This is a genomic window from Pantoea sp. NPDC088449 (assembly GCF_044753225.1).
GTDB classification, from domain to species: Bacteria; Pseudomonadota; Gammaproteobacteria; order Enterobacterales; family Enterobacteriaceae; genus Pantoea; species Pantoea floridensis.
This window is the reverse complement of sequence record NZ_JBIVMT010000007.1, coordinates 15,093-30,343: the sequence shown is the minus strand read 5'-3', so window position 1 is coordinate 30,343 and position 15,251 is coordinate 15,093. Positions and strand designations below refer to the sequence as shown.

The window sequence follows — 15,251 nt, the reverse complement described above, 5'->3', positions numbered from 1 at the left end:
ATATCCTGCGTAATAAAAAGCCCGGCGCAGTGGCCGGGCGGGAATAGCGGGGACGACGCTTACAGAATGAAGCGGCTGAGATCTTCGTCGGCTACCAGCTCATCCAGATGCTTACCAACGTACTCGGCATCGATGGTAATCGACTCGCCGTTACGATCGCTGGCGTCATAGGAGATATCTTCCATCAAACGCTCCAGCACGGTATGCAGACGACGCGCACCGATGTTCTCAGTGGTTTCGTTCACCTGCCACGCTGCTTCGGCAATACGACGCACCGCATCATCGGTAAAGTCGATGTTAACCCCTTCAGTACCCATCAGCGCTTTGTACTGTACGGTCACCGAGGCGTTCGGTTCGGTCAGGATACGTTCGAAGTCGTTGACGGTCAGCGCCTGCAGCTCAACGCGGATCGGCAGACGGCCCTGCAGCTCTGGAATCAGATCGGAAGGGCTGGCAACCTGGAACGCACCGGATGCGATAAACAGAATGTGGTCGGTTTTCACCATGCCGTGCTTGGTGGATACGGTGCAGCCTTCAACCAGCGGCAGCAGATCGCGCTGCACACCTTCACGTGAAACGTCTGGACCGCCGGCATTCTGACCGCCGCGCTTACAGATTTTATCGATTTCGTCGATGAACACGATGCCGTGCTGCTCAACCGCATCAATGGCATCCTGCTTCAGCTCTTCCGGATTCACCAGCTTGGCCGCTTCTTCTTCAATCAACAGCTTCATCGCTTCTTTGATTTTCAGCTTACGCGGCTTCTGCTTCTGGCCACCGAGATTCTGGAACATCGATTGCAGCTGGCTGGTCATCTCTTCCATGCCAGGAGGCGCCATGATTTCAACGCCGGCTGAGGAAGCGGCCAGATCGATTTCAATCTCTTTGTCGTCCAGCTGGCCTTCGCGCAATTTCTTGCGGAAAGACTGACGCGCTGCCGAGGGCTCAGCCGCTTGCTCAGCCTGGCCCCAGTTATTTTTCGCCGGTGGGATCAGCACATCAAGGATGCGCTCTTCTGCCATCTCTTCGGCGCGGTATTTGTTCTTCTCAATCGCCTGGCTGCGCACCATTTTGATGGCAGAGTCGGTCAGATCGCGAATAATAGAGTCGACTTCTTTACCGACATAACCGACTTCAGTGAATTTGGTCGCTTCTACTTTAATAAACGGTGCGTTAGCCAGTTTAGCCAGGCGACGCGCTATCTCGGTTTTACCCACACCAGTAGGACCAATCATCAGAATATTTTTCGGCGTGACTTCGTGGCGCAGCTCTTCGTCGAGCTGCATGCGGCGCCAGCGGTTACGCAGGGCGATGGCGACCGCCTTTTTTGCGCCGTCCTGGCCGATAATAAAGCGGTTAAGCTCGCTGACAATCTCGCGTGGAGTCATCTCGGACATGATTTTGATCCTTACGCCTTAGACGGCAATGCTTCGATGTTGATGTTGTGGTTGGTGTAGATACAGATATCGCCGGCGATGTTCAGCGCCTTCTCCACAATATCTTGTGCACCAATGTCCGTGTTCTCCAGCAGTGCGCGTGCTGCTGCCTGAGCGTAAGGCCCGCCAGAACCAATCGCAATCAGGTCATTTTCCGGCTGGATAACGTCGCCGTTGCCGCTGATGATCAGTGAGGCGTTTTCGTCAGCGACCGCCAGCAGCGCTTCAAGGCGGCGCAGCATGCGATCGGTACGCCAATCTTTCGCCAGTTCGACCGCCGCTTTCACCAAATGACCCTGGTGCATCTCCAGCTTGCGCTCAAACAGTTCAAACAGGGTGAAGGCATCTGCGGTACCGCCAGCAAAGCCAGCGATCACTTTATCGTTGTAAAGACGACGGACTTTTTTAACATTGCCTTTCATTACGGTATTGCCGAGCGTAGCCTGGCCATCACCGCCAATCACTACCTGGCCGTTGCGTCGTACACTTACTATTGTTGTCACGGGCAGACCCCTTGTTGCAGTAGAAAAGGAACTCCGCGCACTCGGCGCGGAGTATCATGCAACCAGATATGGGGCAGGATTGGGGAGTTTCAACCCCTAAAGAATTTAAGGTAAAGCGAGGGGAATACAACTTCCGTGGCCGGAGCTGTGTAAGCGTTTGACCGTGCTGTCCGCGCTGCTGCGATCTTTAAACGGTCCGATCACCACGCGATTCCAGCCACCGCCGGTCGTAATACGGCTCTCAAATCCTTCAAAGGCCAGACCGGCGCGCACGGATTCCGCCTGATCGGTGCCTTTGAACGAACCACACTGCACCATCCAGCGTTGCGAAGAGGTTTTCTCTTCAGGTTTCGCCCTGGCGGTTTCCTGCGGCTTGCTCTGTTGCGTTGGCTCGCGCGTGATCGGCGCAGCTTGCTGCTGCTGACGCGCGGCCTGTTGCTGCTGCAACTGCTGTTGGCGCTGCTGCTGTTGTAACTGTTGCTGCTGGCGTTGTTGCACCTGCTGCTGTTGTTGCTGTACCTGTTGACGCTGCAGCGTTTGCTGGCGCTGCGCCGGGGTTTGTTCATTCCACGGTACTTCATTCAGCTGCGTAGGCTGCTGGCGCATATCGGCCTGCATTTGATCCAGTAGCTGGCGCTGTTCATCGGTTAGCTGAGTTTGTGATTGTACGCCACCCGCCGAAGGCTCAGTCGGTGATGGAACGGTAATCTGACGATTTTCCAGCTCTTTGATGTACTTCCAGCGCTCTTCCGGCTTCGGCGGCAGGCCGTTACCATTGGCTTTATGATTCGGAATAACCTCAATCTCTTCTTTCTTATGGTGCGAGATGAACCATAAACCACCGGCAAAGGTGACCAGCACGGCCACAGCCAGTATCATCATGATTTTTGAAGTGCCGGAGCCGCCTTTGCTTTTCTTGCTGCGGCTGGCGGGTTTTTTGCGACGCGTCCCTGTTGAACGCCCGCGGCCTACATAATCTTTCTGTGCCACTTTCGTTCTGATACCCTTCAAAAAAATGCCAATGGGCGTGAAAAATTGCGATTAATCGCCCGGCAACGAATGCGCCATGTTACGCAAGGGCTGGAACTTTGACCAGCACAGTCTGCCTTCAGAATCGGCTGAAAATTCTGGGGTCGTTACGCTATTTTTCGCGTTTTGCCGCCGGTGCGGTACTACCGCGTACGCGCAGCTCCGCATCCAGCAGACGTGATCCATTATTCACGCGTTTCCCTTGCAGCTCATCGAGTAATAGCAGCATCGCTTCGCGGCCAATAGCAAAGCGCGGCTGCGCGACGGTGGTCAAGGGTGGATCGTAATATTGTGCGAGCTCGATATCATCGAAACCCACCACAGACAAATCCTGTGGAATGCGCATGCCAAGTTTGCGCGCCTGGTTCATGGCACCCAGCGCCATCAAATCGCTATGGCAGAAGATGGCTTTTGGCGGTTGCGGCAAGCTCATTAACTGCTTCAGCGCGCTGGCGCCTGCTTCAAAGGTGAAATCACCGTGCACAATCATGGTGGGATCGATGGCGATGCTACTGCGGCGCAGCGCCTGAATGTAGCCCTGCAAACGATACTGGCTGAGCGGAACGTGTTCTGGTCCGGTGATGCAGGCGATTTGACGATGACCAAGCTGCAAGAGATGATTAACGGCTTCAAATGCCGCCGTCAGGTTATCAATGTGCACCGTTGGCAGCGCCATTTCTGGGGCAAATTCATTTCCCATCACCATCGGCGGCAGATTGCGCTGATCTTCAATGCCTGCATCAAACGGCAGCTGTGAACCCAGCAGCACCATGCCGTCGATTTGCCGCGTCAGCATTAAATTCAGGAAGGTTTTTTCCTGCTGATTTTGATGGGCACAATCTCCAATCAGGACCAGATAACCTTCCTGCGCGGCGGTCACTTCTACGCCGCGGATAATCTCACTGAAAAAGGGATCGCAGATGTCCGGCACAATCACCAGAATAGTTTGCGTTTCACCGCGTTTGGCGTTGCGCGCCAAACCGTGCGGCGCATAGCCCACGGCAAGCACCGCTTTTTCGACTTTGAGCCGGGTAGCGGCAGAGACTTTTTCTGGATTCATCAACGCACGTGAAACCGTGGCGGTAGAAACACCGGCTTTCTCAGCCACATCTTTCATGGTGGCGGCGGTTGAGGATTGCTTCTGGTCCAACGTATAACTCCTGACGCGGTACAGCGCATTGATTTACAGAGAATGCCGGGCTTCAACCGGGTCGGCACTATTGTTAACCCAAGGTCGCGCCGGGTTGTTACTTAATTTGCATAAAAATTGTGACTTGTGCGACTTTTTTCGATCTGGCTCGCAGTTGTAGCGTGGCTTAACTCTCGGTGGGATCGATATCTAACGTCCATTTCACTTTGCGCGCGGCGGGCAAAGTAGCGATCAATGGCAGCGATCCGCTCAGCAACTGTTGCAAACGTTTACGTGACGGATGTTGTACCAGTAACTGCCAGCGCCAGCGCCCGCTGCGTTTAGGCGCCAGTGCAGGAACTGGCCCCATCAGCCACATCGCCTCATCTTTCATTGGACTGGCTTCCAGTAAATTGCGCAGTTGCGTAAGAAATTCCGCTGCCTGCTGGTTATCCATATCTTCGGCGCGGAACAGGGCGTGGCTGGTCCACGGCGGCAGCTGAACTGATTGACGCTCTAGCAGCGTTTGATCGGCAAAGGCAAAATAGCCGCGATGCAACAGGGTTTGCAGCAGTGGATGTTCTGGATGGTGGGTTTGCAGCAACACTTCGCCCTGTTTCCCGGCGCGACCAGCGCGGCCAGCAACTTGGGTATAGAGCTGAGCGAAACGCTCGGCGGCGCGGAAATCGGCGGAAAACAGCGCGCCATCAACATCCAGCAACGACACCAGCGTGACATCCGGGAAATGGTGACCTTTCGCCAGCATTTGTGTGCCGACCAAAATGCGCGCACCGCCGCGATGCACATCGGCCAGATGCTGCTCCAGCGCACCTTTGCGGCTGGTGGTATCGCGATCGATGCGCGACACCGGTACGCCAGGGAATAACGTACCGAGCTGCTGTTCCAGCTGTTCGGTACCTACGCCGACCGGCATCAAATGCGTTGAGCCGCAGCCGGGACACTGATTAGGTAGCGGGCGCTGGCTATCGCAATGATGGCAGCGCAACTGGCGATGATTCTGATGCAGCGTGTAGTAGCTATCGCAGCGCTGGCACTCTGCCAGCCAGCCGCAATCATGACACATCAGCGCCGGTGAGAAACCGCGGCGGTTGAGAAACAGCAGCACCTGATTATCAGCCTGCAGATGCTGGCGCATTTTGCCGAGCAGCGCGGGTGCCAATCCTCCTTTCAGCTGCTGACCTTTCAGATCAATCAACTGCTGTAACGCCGGTTTGGCATTGCCCGCGCGTTTGGTGAGATTGAGCTGGCGATATTTGCCAACGCGTACGTTGTGCAAGGTTTCCAGCGCGGGCGTGGCCGATCCCATCACAATCGGGATGTCTTCTTCATGGGCGCGGAATACCGCCAGATCGCGCGCCTGATAGCGCCAGCCTTCCTGCTGTTTGTACGAGCTATCGTGCTCTTCATCAATAATGATCACACCCGGACGCGCCAGCGGCGTGAACAGTGCTGAACGCGTTCCGATAACAATCGCGGTTTCGCCGCTACGCGCGCGCAGCCAAACCGCAAGGCGTTCACTATCGTTGAGCGCCGAGTGCAACACATCAATCGGCGCATCAAAACGTTCGCGGAAGCGGGCGATTGTTTGTGGCGTCAGGCCGATCTCTGGCACCAGCACCAGCGCCTGTTTGCCGCGTGCCAGCACATTCTCCAGCACGCTAAGATACACTTCGGTTTTACCCGAACCGGTAATTCCCGCCAGTAGCCAGGGTGCGTAGTGGTCGTCTTCGCTGCGCATCGCGCCCACCGCCATCGCCTGATCGGTATTCAGGCGCAGGCGTTCGCCTTTTACGGCGAAGCTGCTGCGCCAGTCGTGCATTTGCGGCGCGTGTTCACGCAGATCGCACAAGCCTTTCGCGCGCAACGCTTGCAGGGCGGCATCGGTAAAATCGTGTTCGCTGACCTGATGACGATACAACGGCTGCTGACGCAGCATCGCCAGCGCCTGCTGCTGTTTCGGCGCGCGCTTCAGGCTCTCCATCGCCACTTCTCGTCCAGCATCATTGATCACCCATTGCCACAGCGGTGCTTCCTGCGCCGGTTTGCCCTGGCGCAGCAGCACCGGCAGCGCATGACTCAGCACTTCACCGAGCGGTGAGTGATAATAATGAGCCGCCCAATGCAGGATGCGCCACAGCGCGGGCGAGAACAGACTTTCATCGTCGAGTACGTTCTCAATCTGCTTGAGCTGCGTTAACGGGAGATCGCTGGTTTCGCGCGTACCAACCACAATGCCGATCATTTTGCGATTGCCGAACGGCACATTCACGCGTGCGCCTGCCACCGGCTGCGGCGCATCGGCAGGCAGCAAGTAATCAAACAGACGAGGTAGCGGAACGGGCAGGGCAACCTGAACAACGGGCATGTGAATCTCTATCCGGTTCTGAATTAAGGAGAAGTAGTGTACACGCTGATACACTGAGCGGGTATCTAGAGTAGTGATTTGCTAAAACTGGTTAATTTCTGTATACTATGCCGCCTTCGATGAGATTGCTCGTCGGAGCATACACTTAATGTTCAATCGCGTGTGGTGCTGCGCAGGCTGAGAGCCTGGCGCGGAGAGCGACACGGCCTTTTATGAGGTTCTCCCATGAAACAAGGTATTCACCCTAAGTACGAAGCAGTAACCATGACTTGCTCTTGCGGTAACGTGATCAACACCCGTTCAACCATGGCTTCTGGTCTGAACCTGGACGTGTGCGGCAAATGCCACCCGTTCTACACTGGTAAGCAGCGTGTTGCTGACACCGGTGGCCGTGTAGATCGCTTCAACAAGCGTTTCAGCGTGCCAGCAAGCAAGAAATAAGATTATTTGCCGTCGAATCATCACGATTCGGAAGCAAGAAAAAACCCAGCTTCGGCTGGGTTTTTTTATTTCTGGCGTCAGTATTCCCAACTATCGGGATCGATGCCCATCTCACGCATAATCTGTTTTGCTTCTTCCGGAATTTCATCACTGCGTTCTTTGCGCAGATCGACATCGTTCGGCAGAGGCTGCCCGGTGAAAGCATGCAAAAAGGCTTCACACAGCAGTTCGCTGTTGGTAGCGTGACGCAGGTTATTCACCTGACGGCGTGTACGCTCATCCGTTAAAATCTTCAGCACTTTCAGCGGGATAGAAACTGTGATTTTCTTAACCTGCTCGCTCTTCTTACCATGTTCAGCGTAAGGGCTGATATATTCGCCGTTCCATTCAGCCATGGGTTACCTTAATCAATAAAAGTTGAATATGGGGAAATCCGTTGATTATGCCCGATTTTTCGATACCTGACCCCTTAAACCGCAGGTTTTATGCTTGAGCATCGCTTTTGAAAAGGAAAGCGCGCTGAACACCAGGCGATGACGGACAATTTTAGCGGTTATTGATGATTTGCTCAATCTATACGCAAAGACATTTAGATGTCCAGATGTATTGACGTCTATGCGCTGAATGTTATTCTGTTGCTCTTCTTTTTCTTCAGGAACAGTAGGCACCATGACGCGCAAACAGGCAACCATCGCAGTACGCAGCGGTTTGAATGATGACGAGCAATATGGCTGCGTTGTCCCACCGATTCATCTCTCCAGTACTTATAACTTCCTCGACTTCAATGAGCCGCGCGCGCATGACTATTCACGCCGCGGTAATCCGACGCGCGATGTGGTTCAGCGTGCGCTGGCGGAGCTGGAGGGGGGCGCAGGTGCGGTCTTAACCAATACCGGCATGTCAGCGATTCATCTGGTGACCACCGTGTTCCTGAAGCCGGGCGATTTACTGGTCGCGCCTCATGACTGCTACGGCGGCAGCTATCGTCTGTTCGATAGCCTGAGTAAGCGCGGTGCCTATCGCGTAAAGTTTGTTGATCAGGGCGATAAAGCCGCGCTGGCTGCTGCATTAGCTGAGAAGCCAAAGCTGGTGCTGGTCGAGAGCCCAAGCAATCCGCTATTGCGCGTGGTTGATATCGCCAGCATTTGTGCCGCCGCGCGCGAAGCCGGCGCGATTAGCGTGGTGGATAACACCTTCCTTAGCCCGGCGCTGCAAAACCCGCTGGCGCTGGGTGCCGATCTGGTGGTTCACTCCTGTACCAAATACCTGAACGGCCACTCCGATGTGGTTGCAGGCGCAGTCATCTCTAAAGATCCGGCGATGGCGACCGATCTTGCCTGGTGGGCGAATAATATTGGTGTCACTGGCGCCGCGTTTGATAGCTACCTGCTGCTACGCGGTTTACGCACGCTGTCGCCGCGTATCGCCGCCGCACAACGCAACGCATTGGCAATTGTTGATTACCTGAAGCAACAACCGCTGGTGAAAAAACTGTATCATCCGTCTCTGCCGGAAAACGCCGGTCATGAGTTTGCGGTACGTCAGCAGCGTGGCTTTGGTGCCATGTTGAGTTTCGAAATTGATGCTGATGAAGCGCGCCTGCGCCGCTTCCTGAAAGCACTGCAGCTGTTTACGCTGGCTGAATCATTGGGCGGTGTGGAGAGTTTGATTTCGCATACCGCGACCATGACGCATGCGGGCATGTCTGCAGAAGCGCGCGCGGCAGCGGGAATTTCTGAAACACTGCTGCGTATTTCAGTAGGAATTGAAGATCACGAAGATTTAATCGCCGATCTGGATAATGCATTCAGGATCGCAGCCGAGGGGTAACCATGACGATTTCAGCAGGCGCGGGAACGCCGATCAAGCAGTTGCATAAATTTGGTGGCAGTAGCCTGGCCGACGCACGTTGCTATCAACGCGTAGCCAGCATCATGGCGGATTACAGCCAGCCAGGCGACTTAATGGTGGTCTCTGCCGCAGGCAGCACCACCAACCAGTTGATTAGCTGGCTGAAATTAAGCCAGAGCGATCGCTTATCTGCCCATCAGGTGCAACAGGCTTTACGCCGCTTTCACAGCGAGCTTATTGCTGCGCTGCTGCCTGCTGAATATGCCGAAACCCTGACCTCTACCTTTATACGCGATCTGGAACGGTTGGCGGCACTGCTCGACGGCACCATCACCGACGCGGTTTATGCCGAAGTGGTCGGCCACGGCGAAATCTGGTCGGCGCGCTTAATGGCTGCAGTATTAAGCCAGCGCGAAATTGAAGCGGCCTGGCTTGATGCGCGTGACTTCCTGCGTGCCGAACGTGCCGCGCAGCCGCAGGTGGATGAAGGAAAATCCTGGCCGCTGCTGCAGGAGCTGTTGACCCAGCATCCGCATAAGCGTTTGGTGGTAACCGGATTTATCAGCCGCAGCGATGCCGGTGAAACGGTCTTGCTGGGCCGTAACGGTTCGGACTACTCGGCCACGCAGATTGGTGCGCTGGCGGGTGTGGGTCGCGTGACCATCTGGAGCGATGTGGCGGGCGTGTATAGCGCCGATCCACGCAAAGTCTCTGATGCCTGCCTGCTGCCGCTGCTGCGTCTGGATGAAGCCAGCGAGCTGGCACGTCTGGCGGCGCCGGTGTTGCACACTCGCACCTTGCAGCCGGTTTCTAATAGCGATATCGATTTGCAGCTGCGCTGCAGCTATCAGCCGGAGCAGGGCTCAACGCGCATCGAGCGCGTGCTGGCTTCTGGTACCGGTGCGCGGATTGTCACCAGCCACGATGATGTGTGTCTGGTTGAGATTGAGATCCCGGCTAATCACGATTTCAAAACGCAGCAGAAAGAGATCGATCTGCTGCTGAAGCGCGCGCAGCTACGGCCGCTGGCGATGGGGATTCATCCCGATCGCCGCCTGCTGCAGCTGTGTTACACCTCTGAAGTGGTGAACAGCGCCTTTAATCTGCTGCAGGATGCCGCGTTGCCGGGCCATCTGCAGCTGCGCGACGGCTTAGCGCTGGTGGCGCTAGTGGGAGCGGGCGTAACGCGTAATCCGCTGCATAGCCATCGCTTCTGGCAGCAGATCAAAGATCAGCCGGTGGAATTTGTCTGGCAGTCTGAAGATCACATCAGCATTGTTGCTGTACTGCGCGTTGGGCCAACGCAGCACCTGATTCAGGGCTTGCATCAGTCGCTGTTCCGCGCGGAAAAGCGCATTGGCCTGATACTTTTCGGCAAAGGCAATATTGGATCCCGCTGGCTGGAGCTGTTTGCGCGCGAGCAGGAAACGCTGTCGGCGCGTACCGGATTTGAATATGTGCTGGCGGGCGTGGCAGACAGCAGCCGCAGTTTGCTGAGCTACGACGGTCTGGAAGCCAGCCGCGCGCTGGCGTTTTTCGATGACGAAGCGGTTGAGCGCGATGAAGAGTCGCTGTTCCTGTGGATGCGCGCGCACCCGTTCGATGATTTGGTGGTGCTGGACGTCACGGCGAGCGAGCAGCTGGCGCAGCAGTATCATGATTTCGCCAGCCACGGTTTCCACGTGATCAGCGCCAATAAGGTCGCCGGTGCATCCAGCGGCCAGAGCTGGCGTCAGGTGCGTGATGCCTTCGCCAAAACCGGGCGCCACTGGCTCTATAACGCGACCGTGGGCGCCGGTTTGCCGGTCAATCACACGGTGCGTGATTTGCGAGAAAGCGGTGATAGCATTCTGGCGATCAGCGGCATTTTCTCTGGCACACTTTCCTGGTTGTTCCTGCAGTTTGACGGCACGGTTCCATTCAGCGAGCTGGTCGACCAGGCCTGGCAGCAAGGCCTGACTGAACCCGATCCACGCGTTGATCTGTCTGGGCAGGATGTGATGCGCAAGCTGGTAATTCTGGCGCGCGAAGCGGGCTACGACATCGAGCCGGATCAGGTGCGGGTGGAATCGCTGGTGCCGTCGATTTGCGACGGTGAGTCGATTGATCACTTCTTCGAAAATGCCGATGAGCTCAATGAGCAGATGCTACAGCGTCTGGAAGCGGCGCAGGAACTGGGTCTGGTGCTGCGTTACGTGGCGCGTTTCGATGCCAATGGCAAAGCGCGCGTCGGTGTGGAAGCGGTACGCCCTGAGCATCCGCTGGCCGCGCTGCTGCCGTGCGATAACGTGTTTGCCATCGAAAGCCGCTGGTATCGTGATAATCCGCTGGTGATTCGCGGTCCTGGCGCAGGTCGTGATGTGACGGCGGGTGCATTGCAATCTGACATCAATCGCCTCGCACAGCTGCTGTAACCTTCCACAATAGGCAGACGGCTCCCCTCGTCTGCCTTTTTCACTTTATCCCTCCCATCATGAAACGCTTTCACGTTGTTTGAAGATTTGTCACGCCTGCTGATTAATTTTAAGTTGACGCTAACGCGGTAATGGTTCATTTTGTGCATCTGGACGTCTAAACGTATGGATGTTCGCGGATCGAAAAATAATCGCTGTGTGATGATGAGGTAATTAGGATGAGTTTCTTTCACGCCAATCAACGCGAAGCGTTGAACCAGAGCCTGGCTGAGCTGAATGGGCAAATTAATGTCTCTTTTGAGTTTTTCCCGCCACGTACCAGCGAAATGGAAGAAACCCTGTGGAGCTCAATCGATCGGCTGAGCAGCCTGAAACCGAAATTCGTCTCCGTGACCTACGGCGCCAACTCGGGCGAGCGCGATCGCACGCACAGCATTATTAAAGGCATCAAAGATCGCACCGGTTTAGAAGCGGCGCCGCATCTGACCTGTATCGACGCCACGCGTGATGAACTGCGTGGCATCGCCCGTGATTACTGGGACAGCGGCATTCGTCATATCGTGGCACTGCGCGGTGATTTACCACCGGGCGGCGGCAAACCAGAAATGTACGGTTCGGACCTGGTAGCGTTGCTGAAAGACGTTGGCGATTTTGATATTTCTGTGGCGGCTTATCCGGAAGTACATCCGGAAGCGAAAAGCGCGCAGGCCGATCTCATCAACTTAAAGCGCAAAATTGATGCCGGTGCGAACCGCGCCATTACCCAATTTTTCTTTGACGTTGAAAGTTACCTGCGTTTCCGCGATCGCTGCGTCGCGGCCAGCATCGACGTTGAAATCGTGCCGGGCATTCTGCCGGTATCCAACTTTAAGCAGCTGCAGCGCTTCGCCACCATGACCAACGTCCGCGTGCCAGGCTGGATGAGCGCGATGTTTGAAGGCCTCGATAACGATCCGGAAACGCGCAAAATGGTCGGCGCTAACGTTGCCATGGACATGGTGAAAATCCTGTCGCGCGAAGGGGTGAAGGATTTCCACTTTTATACGCTGAACCGCGCCGAGATGAGTTACGCCATTTGCCACACGCTGGGCGTGCGCCCGGGGATTAGCGCCTAAGGTGATGCGGTGGTCGCCATGAATGGCGACCCTACAATTTGCCAGTGCTGATTCTGTAGGGTGCGCATTCATGCGCACCTGACACCAGGGTGCAGAACCCATAAAAAAAGGAGCCAGCTGGCTCCTTTTTCACATCATGCCTCTTTGTTAACCGGTATTTCGCATACCCGCTGCAACACCGGCAATCGTCACCATTAGCGCTTGCTCAACGCGCGCATCCGGCGCATCACCGCGCTCTTCCTGCGCGCGTGAACGATGCAGCAGTTCAGCCTGCAATACGTTCAGCGGATCGGTATACACGTTACGCAGCGCGATGGATTCGGCAATCCACGGTTGGTCAGCCATCAGGTGCGCATCGTTGGCGATGGTTAGCACCGCTTTAATATCCGCATCCAGCTGATCGCGTAGCTGCTTGCCGAGCGGCCACAGCGACTTATCCACCAGACGCTGATCGTAGTATTCCGCCAGCCACAGATCGGCTTTCGAGAACACCATCTCCAGCATGCCAAGACGCGTCGAGAAGAACGGCCAGTCGCGGCACATGGTTTCCAGCTCATCCTGATGACCTTCATCCATCGCTTTCTGCAGCGCGGCGCCCGCACCCAGCCAGGCCGGCAACATCAGGCGGTTTTGCGTCCAGGCAAAGATCCACGGAATGGCGCGCAGCGATTCCACACCGCCGGTTGGGCGACGTTTTGCCGGACGTGAGCCCAGCGGCAATTTACCCAGCTCTTGCTCCGGCGTTGCCGAACGGAAGTACGGTACGAAGTCGGGATTCTCACGCACATAGCCGCGATACATGGCACAGGAGTGCGCCGAAAGACCGTCCATGATCTCCTGCCATTCGCGTTTTGGTTCCGGTGGTGGCAGCAGGTTAGCTTCCAGAATCGCACCGGTATACAGCGACAGGCTGGCGATAGTGACTTCAGGCAAACCGTATTTGAAGCGAATCATCTCGCCCTGTTCGGTCACGCGCAGACCGCCTTTCAGGCTGCCCGGCGGTTGTGACAACAGCGCGGCGTGTGCTGGCGCGCCGCCACGACCAATTGAGCCGCCGCGTCCGTGGAACAGCGTCAGCGTGATGCCGGCGCTCTCACAGGTTTTGATCAACGCATCCTGCGCCTGATATTGCGCCCAGCTGGCGGCCATCACGCCGGCATCTTTCGCCGAGTCGGAATAGCCAATCATCACCATCTGCTTGCCGTTGATAAAGCCGCGATACCAGTCGATGCTCAGCAGCTGCGTCATCACGTCATTGGCGTTGTTCAGGTCATCAAGGGTTTCGAACAGCGGCGCCACCGGCATGGCGTAAGGAATACCGGCTTCTTTCAGCAGCAGATGTACCGCCAACACGTCTGACGGCGTTTTCGCCATCGAAATCACGTAAGAGGCAATTGAGCCCTGCGGCGCTTCGGCCACCACTTTGCAGGTATCAAGCACTTCACGCGTTTCATCGCCAGGTTCCCACTGATGCGGCAACAGCGGACGCTTAGAATTCAGTTCACGGATCAGGAAGGCCTGTTTGTCCGCTTCTGACCAGCTTTCGTAATCACCGAGGCCGAGATAGCGCGTCACTTCGGCAATCGCCTGAGTATGGCGGGTGCTCTCCTGACGGATATCGATACGCACCAGCGGCACGCCGAAGCACTTCACGCGGCGCAGCGTATCCAGCAGCTGGCCATTGGCGATGATGCCCATGCCGCACTGTTGTAAAGACTGATAGATAGCGAACAGCGGTTCCCACAGCTGATCGTTAGAAACCAGCAGATCGGTCGGACGCGGCAGGCGCTCGCCTTTCAGACGACGTTCCAAATAAGCTTGTGTCGTCATCAGCTGGCTGCGCAGGCGTTTCAGTACCATACGATACGGCTCCAGCGCTTCCGGATCGCCGCACAGCTCGCGCACTTCGTCGCTGCATTCGGACATCGACAGCTCAGAAACCAGCACGCCGATATCACGCAGGAACAGGTCCGCGGCTTTCCAGCGGCTCAGCTGCATCGCGTGGCGGGTAATCGGTGCGGTAACGTTTGGGTTGCCGTCACGGTCGCCGCCCATCCACGAGGTAAATTTGATCGGCACGAAATCGACCGGCAGCTTAATGCCAAAGGTCTCTTCCACCTGTTCATTCAGCTCGCGCAGGAAGGCAGGCACGCCTTGCCACAGGCTGTTTTCCACCACGGCAAAGCCCCATTTGGCTTCATCGATGGGCGTTGGACGATATTTGCGGATCTCATCGGTATGCCACGCTTGTGCCACCAGCTGACGCAGACGGCGCATCACCTGCGTACGCTCGTAGTCAGAGATATCGCTGTGATCGAGTTGCTGTAAACAGCTGTTCACTTCGCCCAGCATATGGATCAGCGTGCGGCGGGTAATTTCGGTGGGGTGTGCCGTCAGCACCAGCTCCAGCGACAGCTCTTCAATCGACTGGCGGATAGCGGCTTCGCTGATATCACCTTGCTGTTTCAGACGCTCGAAGGTCTTCTTCAGCAGCTCAGGATGATTCGCGCCATCGCCGCTGCGGGAAATGGTTTGATACTGCTCAGCGACGTTGGTGAGATTAAGGAACTGGCTAAACGCACGCGCAACCGGCAGCAGCTCGTCATTTGACAGATTTTGCAGCGTGTTCAGTAGTTCCTGACGATGGGTGTCATTTCCCGCGCGGGATGACTTAGAGAGTTTACGGATGGTCTCCACCTGGTCGAGGATGTTCTCTCCTAGTGCATCCTTAATCGTATCCCCGAGCAGTTTGCCGAGCATACTGACATTACTTCGCATTGCGGAATATTGTTCGTTCATTGGACCCTGACACCCTCATCATCTTTTTAAATATCCCCACGGGAATTATCCACGGGCATAACATCGTCTTTTATCTAGCCACGTATCTTCTTGTACGTCAATTGACTTAAATCCGCATGAATGTGCGGCTAAATAGCGGAAATTCAAA

The 15,251-nt window shown here is 55.9% G+C and carries 11 protein-coding genes; 4 read left to right on the top strand and 7 right to left on the bottom strand.

Annotated elements, in window-relative coordinates; all coding sequences use genetic code 11:
- Nucleotides 1–59: 59 nt before the first annotated feature.
- From hslU to priA, 5 genes are all read right to left on the bottom strand, one after another.
- Nucleotides 60–1,397, bottom strand: coding sequence for an HslU--HslV peptidase ATPase subunit (hslU, locus tag ACIP6T_RS22485; RefSeq protein ID WP_007885388.1), 1,338 nt, complete (start codon nt 1,395–1,397; stop codon nt 60–62).
- A gap of 11 nt (nt 1,398–1,408) precedes the next feature.
- Entirely contained in the window at nt 1,409–1,939 is a 531-nt protein-coding gene (hslV, locus tag ACIP6T_RS22480) for an ATP-dependent protease subunit HslV (protein ID WP_007885391.1), read from the bottom strand.
- 105 nt (nt 1,940–2,044) lie between these two features.
- Entirely contained in the window at nt 2,045–2,929 is an 885-nt protein-coding gene (ftsN, locus tag ACIP6T_RS22475; protein ID WP_400459044.1) for a cell division protein FtsN, read from the bottom strand.
- 151 nt (nt 2,930–3,080) lie between these two features.
- Nucleotides 3,081–4,118, bottom strand: a complete 1,038-nt coding sequence (gene cytR / locus ACIP6T_RS22470) for a DNA-binding transcriptional regulator CytR (protein WP_097095652.1) — start codon at nt 4,116–4,118, stop codon at nt 3,081–3,083.
- Between the two features lie 166 nt (nt 4,119–4,284).
- Nucleotides 4,285–6,483, bottom strand: coding sequence for a primosomal protein N' (priA, locus tag ACIP6T_RS22465; RefSeq protein WP_097095653.1), 2,199 nt, complete (start codon nt 6,481–6,483; stop codon nt 4,285–4,287).
- 225 nt (nt 6,484–6,708) lie between these two features.
- On the opposite strand from priA, the gene rpmE reads away from it, so the two are divergent.
- The gene (rpmE, locus tag ACIP6T_RS22460; protein ID WP_097095654.1) at nt 6,709–6,924 is read left to right on the top strand and encodes a 50S ribosomal protein L31; all 216 of its coding nucleotides are present in this window, start codon (nt 6,709–6,711) and stop codon (nt 6,922–6,924) included.
- A gap of 77 nt (nt 6,925–7,001) precedes the next feature.
- Here the strand turns inward: rpmE and metJ are convergent, their stop codons facing one another.
- A complete protein-coding gene (gene metJ / locus ACIP6T_RS22455; RefSeq protein WP_007885403.1) occupies nt 7,002–7,319 on the bottom strand; it encodes a met regulon transcriptional regulator MetJ in 318 nt (105 codons plus the stop codon).
- Nucleotides 7,320–7,593: 274 nt separating this feature from the next.
- Between metJ and metB the strand changes: the two genes are divergently transcribed.
- The 3 genes from metB to metF all read left to right on the top strand — a co-directional run bounded on the left by metB (nt 7,594) and on the right by metF (nt 12,304).
- Entirely contained in the window at nt 7,594–8,754 is a 1,161-nt protein-coding gene (metB, locus tag ACIP6T_RS22450) for a cystathionine gamma-synthase (protein ID WP_345827775.1), read from the top strand.
- A gap of 2 nt (nt 8,755–8,756) precedes the next feature.
- Nucleotides 8,757–11,189: a bifunctional aspartate kinase/homoserine dehydrogenase II gene (locus tag ACIP6T_RS22445; RefSeq protein WP_097095656.1), complete on the top strand. Its 2,433-nt coding sequence runs from the start codon at nt 8,757–8,759 to the stop codon at nt 11,187–11,189.
- Between the two features lie 218 nt (nt 11,190–11,407).
- Entirely contained in the window at nt 11,408–12,304 is an 897-nt protein-coding gene (metF, locus tag ACIP6T_RS22440; RefSeq protein WP_097095657.1) for a methylenetetrahydrofolate reductase, read from the top strand.
- Nucleotides 12,305–12,451: 147 nt separating this feature from the next.
- Here the strand turns inward: metF and ppc are convergent, their stop codons facing one another.
- Nucleotides 12,452–15,103: a phosphoenolpyruvate carboxylase gene (gene ppc, locus ACIP6T_RS22435; protein ID WP_400459037.1), complete on the bottom strand. Its 2,652-nt coding sequence runs from the start codon at nt 15,101–15,103 to the stop codon at nt 12,452–12,454.
- Nucleotides 15,104–15,251 lie beyond the last annotated feature (148 nt).

Coding starts and splice junctions, on each gene's coding strand:
- hslU (WP_007885388.1), bottom strand. CDS start 1,397: ATGTCCGAGATGACTCCACGCGAGATTGTCAGCGAGCTTAACCGCTTT.
- priA (WP_097095653.1), bottom strand. CDS start 6,483: ATGCCCGTTGTTCAGGTTGCCCTGCCCGTTCCGCTACCTCGTCTGTTT.
- rpmE (WP_097095654.1), top strand. CDS start 6,709: ATGAAACAAGGTATTCACCCTAAGTACGAAGCAGTAACCATGACTTGC.
- metJ (WP_007885403.1), bottom strand. CDS start 7,319: ATGGCTGAATGGAACGGCGAATATATCAGCCCTTACGCTGAACATGGT.
- metB (WP_345827775.1), top strand. CDS start 7,594: ATGACGCGCAAACAGGCAACCATCGCAGTACGCAGCGGTTTGAATGAT.
- ACIP6T_RS22445 (WP_097095656.1), top strand. CDS start 8,757: ATGACGATTTCAGCAGGCGCGGGAACGCCGATCAAGCAGTTGCATAAA.
- metF (WP_097095657.1), top strand. CDS start 11,408: ATGAGTTTCTTTCACGCCAATCAACGCGAAGCGTTGAACCAGAGCCTG.
- ppc (WP_400459037.1), bottom strand. CDS start 15,103: ATGAACGAACAATATTCCGCAATGCGAAGTAATGTCAGTATGCTCGGC.